This window comes from Paenarthrobacter sp. 22069, from assembly GCF_052046035.1.
Classification (GTDB): Bacteria; Actinomycetota; Actinomycetes; order Actinomycetales; family Micrococcaceae; genus Arthrobacter.
The window spans coordinates 213,954-224,214 of record NZ_JBQEQF010000005.1 but is presented as its reverse complement, the minus strand read 5'-3'; the positions used below and the strand labels follow the sequence as shown (position 1 = coordinate 224,214).

Genomic DNA, 10,261 nt, shown 5'->3' with positions numbered 1-10,261 from the left:
TAGGGCGTGTCTGCTAAATATTCGGCTTTGGATGTTCGAGGCTGGATGGATGCTTCGTGCGAATGTTATTTCAGATGAGTTGTGGTCGGTGATTGAGCCTGTAGTCGCGACTGCAGGGGGCCGGCGAGGGCGGCCCTGGAACGATCACCGTTTGACGCTTGAGGGTATTTGCTGGCGTTTTCGCACCGGTTCGCCGTGGCGTGACCTGCCGGTTAAGTTCGGTGCCTGGCAGTCGGTGTGGGAGCGCCACCGGCGGTGGTCTGTCGACGGGTCCTATGAGCAGATGTTCGCGGCGGTAAAGACGGCAACCGGTGCCCAGGACACGGAGTTGGAGTCACTGCTCTCCGTTGATTCGACCAGTGTTCGGGCACATCAGCATGCTGCCGGAGCGCCCAAGGTGACGGTCGATCCAGACCACACAGGGGGCAGTGCCGAGTTACAAGTTTCTGCCCAGCGAGCCGGCTGACCACGCGATCGGACGCTCTCGAGGCGGGCTGACAACAAAGATCCATGCTCTTACCGACCGGGCGTGCGCGCCTGTCACGATGCTGCTGACTCCCGGCCAGGCCGGTGATAATCCGCAACTGGTGCCCTTACTCGAAGCCCATAAGATTCAAGACGCCACGCAGTTCCGGCTGCTCGCCGATAAGGCCTACTCCCATCCCTCCACGCGCACCGAGTTGAGGTCCCGCCGGATCAGGCACACCATCCCGGAGCGCTCAGATCAGATTGAACGCCGGAAGGCCAAAGGCTCAGCCGGTGGAAGGCCACCGGCCTTCGATCAGGCAATCTACAAGGAACGCAACACCGTGGAACGCGGCTTCAACCGCCTCAAACACTGGCGCGGCATCGCAACCCGCTACGACAAGTACGCCACCACATTCCTCGGCGGGGTACTACTAGGAGCGATCACAACATTCCACCGAGTACACAATTAACAGACACGACCTAGTCGGTTTCCGGGCCCTGGCAGTAGAAGCAGGTGCCGGTGTCGCAGTCCTCTGCTGTTTCCTGTTCCGTTTGGCGCTCACTCATTGAGGGTCCTTTCCGTGGGGGTGTGAAGTAGTAGCCCTTGCAAGGGTTTGCCCGGGACCCCTTCTGGGATCCCGGGCAAACGCGGTGGGTAGTGGCCTGCCGGCTGGCTAGTGTGCCAGGGCAGGTTCGGCCAGCTCGACCTTTTCCGCCTCAGTGGGCACGAAGCCCGCCTGGAGCTCGGAGCGGAGCTTGGCCATGTCCAGCTCACCCTGCCACTTGGCGATTGCGACGCAGGAGACGATGTTGCAGACCGTGCTGGTGAGGGCGCGAGCCTCGCTCATGAAGCGGTCGATGCCAACGATGAGGGCAACGCCGGCCACGGGGAGGGTGGGCATGACCGTCAGCGTCGCCACCAGGGCCACAAAACCACTTCCGGTGACGCCGGCCGCGCCCTTGGAGGTCAGCAGCATCATGCCGAGCATCAGCAGGATCTGGCCCCAGCTGAGGTGGATGTCGCAGGCCTGGGCGATGAACATGGAGGCCAGGGTGAGGTAGATGGCCGTTCCGGTCAGGTTGAAGGAGTAGCCGGTGGGGACCACGAGCCCCACAACGCTGCGGTCGCAGCCGATCCGTTCGAGCTTGGACAGCAGGCGCGGCAGGACAGGTTCGCTGGAGGACGTGGCCAGGACGATCAGGAATTCGTCCTTGAAGTAGCGCAGGATCTGCCACAGGCTGAAGCCGGTCACCTTGGCCAGGATGCCCAGGCCCACCACCACGAAGACGATGCAGGCGGCGTAGAAGGCAAGGATCAGCATGCCGAGGTTTCCGATGGAGTGGGCGCCGTACTTGCCAACGGTGAAGGCCATGGCCCCGAAAGCTCCCAGCGGAGCCACCTTCATGATGTAGCCGAACATGATGAAGAGCAGCTTGTTGAAGCTGTTGACCACCTTCAGGGCCAGCTGGCCCGGTGCGCCCAGTTTGCTGAAGGCGAAGCCGCAGAGCAGGGCAATGACCAGTACGGGCAGGACTTCCCCGTCCGCGAAGGCGCCAACGAACGTGGTGGGGATGATGCTTAGGATGAAGTCCACGGGGTTGCTGCTGGGCAGCTGGGTGGTGTACTTCTGGGCCACCGAGGAATCCAGGTGCGTGGGATCGATGTGCATGCCCGCACCGGGCTGGAAGAGCATCACCGCCGCCAGGCCAAGGGCCAGGGCGAGTGCCGTCAGGGCATAGAAGAGGCCCAGCGAGCGGATCAGGGTGGGGCCCACCTTCCTGGTGTCCCGCAGGGAGGTGATGCCTCCCACGATGGTGCAGAACACGATCGGGGCGATCATGAACTTCACGAGTTTCACGAAGCCGTCGCCGATGGGCTTGAGGGATGCGCCGAGGTCCGGCCACAGCGCGCCCACAACGACGCCGAGCGCGACTCCGATGAGTACCTGGACATAGAGGTGTCCGAGGATGGATTTGATCTTCATTGAACAACTTCCTGCTTGGTGCCTGCCCTTGGTGACCGGGCAAAGATAGGGATTTAAGCTGACAGCTCCGCGGCCGGGGCCACGTCGATGTCTGCGGTGGCGATGTGGCGTGCTGCCCGGTGGAGGGCCACTTCGCTGACGGCGCCGGTGTCATCGGTGATGATTTCGGCGGTGATGACGCCGGCAGGTGTCCCGACCCGCAGCAGGCGGGGAGTTCCGGTGCCGGTGGAGGGTGATTGGCCTGCCGCGTTGGCTACGACCGATGACTGCAGCGAGGATGCCAGGGCAACTGCCACGGCTGAGGTCAGGCCGATGGCAGGGTGGGGTGCGAGCATGGACAACATCCGCACCCGCACGTCGTGGCTGCCGGCGGTGATGGTTGTTCCGTCCGCGGCGGTGTAGTCGCCGGCAGGTGCCACAACCCCGACTTTCGGGACAGCGTTCTGCGGCGGATCCTCAGGCTTCCGCAGCCCCATGATGAGGCCTGCTGATGCCCGTGCTGCGATGAGGGTGGGCAGCTGGGCGGTGAGGTTGTCAGTCATAGAGGAAAGATCGACGCCGGCCTGGTCGGCTGCGAGAAGCACGGCAGGGGCGCCGGCGTCCACCATCGTTGCGTCCAGGGTCCTGCCGTTGACCTGGAGCTGGTCCACCGGGGTGCCGGTAGGCAGGAGTGCACCGGTGTTCTGGCCCCAGGGGCCGTGGAACGAGAGGCTGACGGGAACACCGGCAGCGCTGCTGCCCGGAACCCGGGCCAGGCCGGACTTGGGAATCCGGCCGCCGGGAGTGGGAACCGCTCCGCTGAGCACGGCGCCGGAAGTCACGTGGCGCATGCGGACCTTGGTCATGCCGTCCCGGGCGGGAACGATGCCCGTCTGGACTGCGAACAGGGCAATGGCGGTGGCGCAGTTGCCGCAGTTGGAGCCCAGCTCAACGGTGGGGTCACCGATCCCCACCTGGGCGAATAGGTAGTCAAGGTCTGCCTCGGCACCAGGGGTTGCCCAGATGACTGCAGCCTTTGACGTGGTGGACGTTCCGCCCCCGACGCCGTCCAGCTGCCGCGCGTCCGCTGCGCCGAAAGCGGCTGACAGCAGCGCGGGGATGTCCTCGCGGGTGGGGGCGTGGAGGGCCACGTCCCTGGCATCGAAGAGCCAGCACTTGCTGGTGCCGCCCCGGTACCAACGTCCTTTGAGTCCCACTGTATTTCTCCCTCGTAACTTGCAGGTGCTCTACTTCACAGCGCCTTGTACTTCTACGATCAGGGATCAGTGCGTTCAGCACAATCGAAAATAAATGGATGACTATCTACTTTTGCTAAACTCAAACCATGGCAATCTTCGATCTCCACCGGCTGCATGTGCTCCGCGAGGTGGGCCGCACGGGGTCCCTGACCTCCGCAGCGGCATCCCTCTCCTTCACCACCTCAGCGGTCTCACAGCAGATCGCCAAGCTTGAGCAGGAGATGGGCGTGGTCCTCATCGAGCGCCATCCCAGGGGTGTGGTCCTCACCGAAGCGGGTCACGCCCTCCTGCAGTATGCGGAGGATATCGACAGGACTGTCGAAGCTGCGCGGGCGGAGATGGGAGAGTTCGCGGGCCTTCGGCGGGGCCAGCTGCGTCTGGGGACCTTCCCTACTGTTGGAGCATCGTTGATGCCGGATGTGGTCCTCGCATTCCGTGCGCGCCACCCGGAGGTGGCAGTGACGGTGGTCAGTGCCCGCCGGGATGGCCTGCTGGAGCGGCTGCGGCGGCGGGAAACCGAACTGACGCTTCTCTGGGACTATCCCTGGGAGCAAATCGAGGACCCCGACCTGGCCCTGGTCCGGCTGACCAACGATCCTACGGTGCTTCTGGTACCGCGGGAGCACCCCATTGCGAAACAGGGCGCGGTCCGTATCGGCTCCCTGCGGGACCAGGAGTGGGTGGTGCGCGACGAGCACCCCGTGGCCGATGTTCTGCGTCGCGTATGCAGCGATGCGGGGTTTGAGCCGCGGATCGCCTTCGCAGCCAACGACTACCAGGAGACGCAGGGCATGGTGGCGGCGGGTATCGGTATCGCCCTGGCGCCGAAGCTCGCACTGACCGCCCTGCGGCCCGACGTCGTGGCGGTTCCCCTCTCCGGGTCCCCGAAGCGCCGCATCCTCCTTGCCCATTTGGCCAACCGGCGTCTCAGTCCGGCAGCGCAACAGGCGACGAAGGTGTTTCAGTCCGTTGCCAAGAGGCAGGCTTCCTGACGCGGAAACGGTTGGCGTTCCAGCGCGGACTCACGCCGTTTTTCGCCTGTACGGTGCCGCCGGTACTTTTCTGCGTACAACTGTATACAATGGTATGCGAATCGGCTTGAAAAGAGGAAGCATTGGCCACCCCCATCCATCAACGGCTCCGGGAAGACGTTCTGGCGAGCGTCTTTGCTCCTGACGAGCCGCTCACGGAGGCCAAGCTCACGGAGCGGTACGGTGCCTCAAGAACGCCTGTCAGGGAGGCCCTCCAGCGGCTGGAACAGGACGGCCTGCTCGAAAGGCGCGGCAAGGCCGTTGTTGTCCGCACCCATTCCGCTGAGGAGATCATTGACATTTACGAGTCGCGGATCATCCTCGAACAGGCTGCCGCTTCCAAGGCCGCCACGAAGGCAACATCGCTGGATAAGCGCTCGCTCAACGCGCTGCTGCTCAAGATGCGCGACCTGGATGTCGAAGACGGGCGGATACTCGCTGACACGAACCGGACCTTCCACACGCAGCTGTGGCATGCCACCCACAGCCCCTCGCTCATCAGCCTGCTGGAGCGGCTGGACCAGCAGGTACGCCGGTATTCCTTCACCACACTGACCTACCCCGGCAGATGGCCGACCGTGTTGGCGGCCTACACAGAGCTGCTGGCCGCCATAGAGGAGGGCGACGCCGAACGCGCCGGCAACGTGGCAGCGCGGCACATGACGGAGGCCCTGGCCATCCGGTTGAAGATGTATGCCGAGGATCCCCGGACGCTTTAGGCCGCACCGGCGGCCTGGCAGCGTCCCCTAAAAACCCGCCGGCAGATGCTCCTGCATACCCATCGCAACAGGTAGCCCGAAAGTCGGGTGCAGGACGTCGGCCGGCGCAAGGGGTGGGGCGGGCTCCAATGAGCCTGCCCCACCTTGCTTTTCCGCTCAGCCGGCCATGGTTCAAAGGACGACGGCGGCGGCGGGGTGATTGCCGCCGTCGACCCTTCCGGAGGTGTCTTGTCTGCCGGTGCCCCGGGGTTAATTGCGATACGGCAATGGTAAGGGAGTGGAAGAAAGCACTCTTGTAGGCAAAGCAGGAGGGTTTCTCTTGCTTAAGCGCAACAGTTGCTATTAAATAAGTGCATGGCCCGCGTGAGGGGATCGTCGGCAGGCCAAGCGACGGATTGCACCGCCGCACTGGCGGCTCCCCCTGCAAAGACCTTCTGATTCCGTCCTGCGGCGGAAGGCGGCCCACCTGGGTCCGCGGAAGAGTAAAGCGTGCTGGGGCGCGAATCCATTAGCCATAGTGCAAAGGAGCAAATCCGATGGCACGCAACCTTACGTCAGCACCGGCCGTGGGCAATGCCCGGTGGAAGCGGCTGATCCCTGTCGCCATCATCGTCTACATCATCTCGTTCATGGACAGGACCAATATCGGGTTCGCCCTCAACGGACTCCACCAGGACCTGGGCATTGACGCCGCCCAACAGGGGCTGGCGGCCGGCATTTTCTTCATCGGCTACCTGGTCCTGCAAATACCGGGCGGCCACCTCGCCGAACACTGGAGCGCCAAGAAGTTCGTCGGCATCATGGTGCTTATCTGGGGTGTGCTGGCGGTCCTCTCCGGGTTCATCCAGGACTTCACCCAACTGCTTGTGGTGCGCTTCTTCCTGGGCGTCGCCGAGGCCGGGATCTGGCCGGCGATCCTTGTCCTGATCAGCCACTGGTTCCCCGCCGCTGAACGCGCCCGGGCCTACGCCTTCTGGATGATGAACATCGCCATTGCCTCCATCATCACGGCACCCCTTTCCGGGTGGATCCTGTCCTTCGCGGACTGGCGGTGGCTGTTCATCATCGAAGGTCTTTTCCCGTTCGTCATCGCCGCACCCCTGTGGTGGGCCCTGATCGCCGACCACCCGCGTGAAGCGAAGTGGTGCTCGGTGCAGGAACGCGAGTACATCGAGAAGGGACTGGCTGCTGACGCGGCAGCCCATCCCAGCAGGAAAAGCTGGGCATGCGCCACGTCATGTCCAACTCAGTGGTGTGGCGCCTGACCCTGGTGTACTTCCTCATCCAGATCGGCTTCTACGGCATCAATATCTGGCTGCCGCACGTGATCAAGACGATCACCTCCGGGTCCTCCATGGAGGTTGGCCTGATCACCGCGATCCCATATGTGCTGGCGATGGTCGGTCTCTGGTACAACGCCAAGGCCGCCGACCGCACCGGCCGCTACTCGACGCATGTGCTCCTCTCGATGGCAGTTGGTGCTGTTGCCCTGGTGCTCTCAGTTGCAACCGGGGACAACGCGCCGTTCCTGGCGGTCACCCTGATCAGCATCGCCGTCGCCGGAGCCCTGGCATATGACGGCCCGTTCTGGGCTTCCGCATCCCGTGCCATGCCGGTGGCTGTTGCCGGCACCGCCATGGGCCTGATCAATGCGGTGGGCAACCTCGGCGGCTTCGTCGGCCCCTATGTTGGCGGCTACCTCCAGGACGTGACGCACGGCAGTTTCCTTGCCACGTCCATCTTCCTGGCATGTTGCCTGCTGGCCGCCGGCCTTGTGATGCTGAGCCTGCGCCGCGGCGGCGACAGGCCGGTTGCACGCGGCCGGGTGCAGGAGGAGTCTCCCTCCGGAGCCATGGCAGACCGGCCCACGAAGAGGATTTCCTGACAGCACGGGCTTTTCCTGCCAGCACCGACTCCCTTCTGCCGCTCTGTGCGTCCGGCTTNCCGGACGCACAGGACCTGCACAGAAACAACCGGTCCGGGGCATAGCCGCATGCGATGTCCTTGGATCATGACCACTTCACGCACACCCCGCCAGCCCGACGTTGACCAGCCGCATCCCGACCATGACCGGGGGCTGGAGTTCGACCTGTCCACCCTGATGAGCCGCAGGTCCCTGGGGCTGTTCCTCGGCGCAGGGGGAGCCGTGGCCGCGCTGGCCGCGTGCACGCCGTCCGGAAGCACCGGCTCCACCTCTTCGCCAGCATCCACGGCCACCGCCGCTGCACCGTCAGCTGCAGCCACAGCCACAGCCAGTCCGACGCTGACGCGGGCCATCGCTGAATGCGGGGTGGAAATCCCGCAGGAAACCGCAGGACCCTACCCGGGCGATGGCTCCAACGGGCCGAACGTCCTGGAAGCATCCGGGGTGGTGCGGCGGGACATCACCTCAAGCTTCGGGACCGCCTCCGCCAAGGCCGAGGGGGTTCCGCTGACGTTCACCCTGACCCTCCTGGACAACGCCAACGGCTGCACCCCGCTGGCCGGGGCCGCAGTGTATGCATGGCACTGCGACCGGGACGGGAAGTACTCCATGTACGACTCCAGCCTGAAGAACGAAAACTACCTTCGCGGCGTGCAGGAAGCGGACGCCAACGGGCAGGTCACGTTCACATCCATTTTCCCGGCCGCCTACTCGGGGCGCTGGCCGCACATCCACTTCGAAGTATTCGAGTCAATGAACAACGCGACGGCGGCCGGGCAGGTCCTGGCTGTTTCCCAGATCGCGCTGCCGCAAGCCGCGTGTGACGACGTTTATGGCACCCCCGGCTATGAGCGCAGCGTCACCAACATGACCCGCACAACGCTCAGGTCAGACAACGTGTTCGGCGACGATGGCGGCATCTACCAGCTGGCCACGATGACCGGTTCAGCGGCGGAGGGCTACACCGCAGGACTCAACGTGACCATCTAGCAGTGGGCGTGGCGAAACGGGCAGAATCCGACCGTTGACCGCGAACACGGGCGTGAGTACTGTGAGTCCACTATTCAACCCTGCCGTGGAGGCAGCCATGAGCGCCGATTCGAAAAGCAGCACGGACTACGAATTCCTCACCGTCTGGCGCGTGGCCGGGACCCCGCGCGAGGTCATGGAGATCCTGGGCGACGCCGGCACGCTTCCCCGCTGGTGGCCTTCCGTGTATCTGGCCGTTGAGCCCCTGGATCCTGGCGATCCGGACGGCACCGGCAAGGCCTTCTTCCTCCACACCAAAGGCTGGCTGCCCTACACGCTCAGGTGGCAGCTCACCGTCACCGAACCCGTCACTGAGCAGGGTTTCGCGATCTCCGCGCGCGGTGACCTCAACGGCACCGGCCGCTGGACGTTCGAGCAGGACGGCCCCGAAACAGTGGTCACCTACGAGTGGCGGGTCAGTACGGCGAAACCGCTGCTGCAGCGGCTGAGCTGGCTGCTCAAGCCCGCCTTTGCGGCAAACCATCGGTGGGCGATGGCGCGCGGGCAGGAGGCACTTGCCTTGGAACTGCGCCGACGGCGGCCGGGCGCCGACCCTGCCAAAATCCCACCGCCCTCGGGGCCCACCTTTTCACGCCGGTACCGCCGCCCAGGGAGAACGACGCACGCCTGACGTGCGGCTGCTGTGCCTGGAAGGGGCGACGGCGGCGGCGGGGTGGGTGCCGCCGTCGTCCTTTCTGCGGAAGGTGCTTTTTCCTTTGCAGTCAGCGTTCTGCTGACCTGCGCATCGTGACTGAGGCGGACTTCAGCGCGCGACGGAGGCAATGAGGGGTGCGCAGCTGTTGCGGGGCAGGTAGTCGGCTTTGACCTCGATGCGGCGGGCTCCGTCCGGGAGCTTGCCGTGCATCCGCCCCAGCACCAGCTCGATGGCGTGGACCGCAAGCATGTCGAGCGGCTGGCGGATGACGCTCAGCGGGGGAGAGGTCAGCTCGGTCCAGGGATTGTCGTCAAAGACAATGAGGGAAAGCTGGTCGGGGATGTCGGTGCCCATCTGGACAAGCCTGCGGACTGAACTCTGCACTTGTGCGGTGTTGGCGACGATGAGGGCCGTGGGTGGCTGACGCATCGCAAGCAGCGATCCGACGGCGCCGCCACCTGCGTCGCCACGGAAAGGCACGTCGCGGATAAGCGTGGGGTCCACGGGCAGGGCTGCGTTCTGGTGGGCCGCCTTGTAGCCATTTAACCTGGCACTTCCGGTGGAGGTGGTGAGCGGGCCCGTGATCAGCCCGATCCGGGTGTGGCCGAGGCTGATGAGGTGCTCGGTTGAGCGCTGGGCCGAGTCGAAGTTCTCGATGCTGACAACGTCGACGTCTTCAAGTTCCTCGATGGCGCGGTCGATGAAGACGACGTTGACGCCGAGTTCCCGCAACCGCCGCCACTTTTCGATGTTGCCCCCGGTGGGAGTGGCAATGACGCCGCTGACAGACCGGTCGAGCAAGGTGTCAAGGGAGTCCGCCTCCAGGTGCGGATCCTCCTGCGTGGTCATCAACACCACCTGCACGCCATGGCTGCGCGCCTCCCAGACGATCCTGTCCGCCAGGCGTGCGAAAAACGGGTTGGACAGGTCGGTGACGACGAGGCCGATGGTGAGTGCATGCCCGGCGCTGAGTTCACGCGCGGCCGCCCTGGGACGGTAACCCAGTTCGTCGATGACCCGCAGGACTTCCTGCCTCTTCGCAGGCGCGACCGGCCCCGATTCAGGGTTCAGGACCCGTGAGACCACGGAGACAGATACCCCTGCAGCCGCCGCCACATCGCGAATAGTAGGCGCTTTGCGCACCGCTCCTCCTTGAGACACAAGACCCTCGTCGTCATTACCTGCGCCATCCTTTCCTGCCCGTCCGCTTCA

At 64.5% G+C, this 10,261-nt stretch carries 9 protein-coding genes and 1 pseudogene; 7 read left to right on the top strand and 3 right to left on the bottom strand.

All coding sequences use genetic code 11. The features are described 5' to 3' along the window. The first annotated feature begins 49 nt into the window (after positions 1 to 49). A pseudogene (locus ACTJK0_RS06055) lies at positions 50 to 938 on the top strand (IS5 family transposase). A gap of 204 nt (positions 939 to 1,142) precedes the next feature. Here the strand turns inward: ACTJK0_RS06055 and dctA are convergent. Then, the gene (dctA, locus tag ACTJK0_RS06050; RefSeq protein ID WP_440744614.1) at positions 1,143 to 2,453 is read right to left on the bottom strand and encodes a C4-dicarboxylate transporter DctA; all 1,311 of its coding nucleotides are present in this window, start codon (positions 2,451 to 2,453) and stop codon (positions 1,143 to 1,145) included. Positions 2,454 to 2,506: 53 nt separating this feature from the next. Continuing rightward, a complete protein-coding gene (locus ACTJK0_RS06045) occupies positions 2,507 to 3,649 on the bottom strand; it encodes a PrpF domain-containing protein (protein WP_440744613.1) in 1,143 nt (380 codons plus the stop codon). 128 nt (positions 3,650 to 3,777) lie between these two features. Here ACTJK0_RS06045 and ACTJK0_RS06040 point away from each other — a divergent pair, with 128 nt between their 5' ends. From ACTJK0_RS06040 to ACTJK0_RS06015, 6 genes are all read left to right on the top strand, one after another. After that, complete coding sequence (locus ACTJK0_RS06040; protein ID WP_440744612.1) at positions 3,778 to 4,683, top strand: LysR family transcriptional regulator; 906 nt, start codon at positions 3,778 to 3,780, stop codon at positions 4,681 to 4,683. A 122-nt stretch (positions 4,684 to 4,805) separates the two neighbouring features. Next, positions 4,806 to 5,441, top strand: a complete 636-nt coding sequence (locus tag ACTJK0_RS06035; protein ID WP_440744611.1) for a GntR family transcriptional regulator — start codon at positions 4,806 to 4,808, stop codon at positions 5,439 to 5,441. Between the two features lie 536 nt (positions 5,442 to 5,977). Further along, complete coding sequence (locus tag ACTJK0_RS06030) at positions 5,978 to 6,706, top strand: MFS transporter (protein ID WP_440744610.1); 729 nt, start codon at positions 5,978 to 5,980, stop codon at positions 6,704 to 6,706. Next, positions 6,667 to 7,326, top strand: a complete 660-nt coding sequence (locus ACTJK0_RS06025) for an MFS transporter (protein ID WP_440744609.1) — start codon at positions 6,667 to 6,669, stop codon at positions 7,324 to 7,326. Before ACTJK0_RS06030 ends, ACTJK0_RS06025 begins: the two co-directional genes overlap by 40 nt. A 126-nt stretch (positions 7,327 to 7,452) precedes the next feature. After that, positions 7,453 to 8,355 (top strand): intradiol ring-cleavage dioxygenase, encoded by a 903-nt coding sequence (locus ACTJK0_RS06020; protein WP_440744608.1) that lies wholly within the window; start codon positions 7,453 to 7,455, stop codon positions 8,353 to 8,355. Positions 8,356 to 8,452: 97 nt separating this feature from the next. Continuing rightward, positions 8,453 to 9,025 (top strand): SRPBCC family protein, encoded by a 573-nt coding sequence (locus ACTJK0_RS06015; protein WP_440744607.1) that lies wholly within the window; start codon positions 8,453 to 8,455, stop codon positions 9,023 to 9,025. Between the two features lie 132 nt (positions 9,026 to 9,157). Here the strand turns inward: ACTJK0_RS06015 and ACTJK0_RS06010 are convergent, their stop codons facing one another. Continuing rightward, positions 9,158 to 10,192: a LacI family DNA-binding transcriptional regulator gene (locus tag ACTJK0_RS06010; protein ID WP_440744606.1), complete on the bottom strand. Its 1,035-nt coding sequence runs from the start codon at positions 10,190 to 10,192 to the stop codon at positions 9,158 to 9,160. Positions 10,193 to 10,261: the final 69 nt, after the last annotated feature.

What these genes read in the sequence shown, in the direction of transcription:
- ACTJK0_RS06025 (WP_440744609.1), top strand. Translation starts at nt 6,667, where the DNA reads ATGCGCCACGTCATGTCCAACTCAGTGGTGTGGCGCCTGACCCTGGTG.
- ACTJK0_RS06030 (WP_440744610.1), top strand. Translation starts at nt 5,978, where the DNA reads ATGGCACGCAACCTTACGTCAGCACCGGCCGTGGGCAATGCCCGGTGG.
- ACTJK0_RS06015 (WP_440744607.1), top strand. Translation starts at nt 8,453, where the DNA reads ATGAGCGCCGATTCGAAAAGCAGCACGGACTACGAATTCCTCACCGTC.
- dctA (WP_440744614.1), bottom strand. Translation starts at nt 2,453, where the DNA reads ATGAAGATCAAATCCATCCTCGGACACCTCTATGTCCAGGTACTCATC.
- ACTJK0_RS06040 (WP_440744612.1), top strand. Translation starts at nt 3,778, where the DNA reads ATGGCAATCTTCGATCTCCACCGGCTGCATGTGCTCCGCGAGGTGGGC.
- ACTJK0_RS06020 (WP_440744608.1), top strand. Translation starts at nt 7,453, where the DNA reads ATGACCACTTCACGCACACCCCGCCAGCCCGACGTTGACCAGCCGCAT.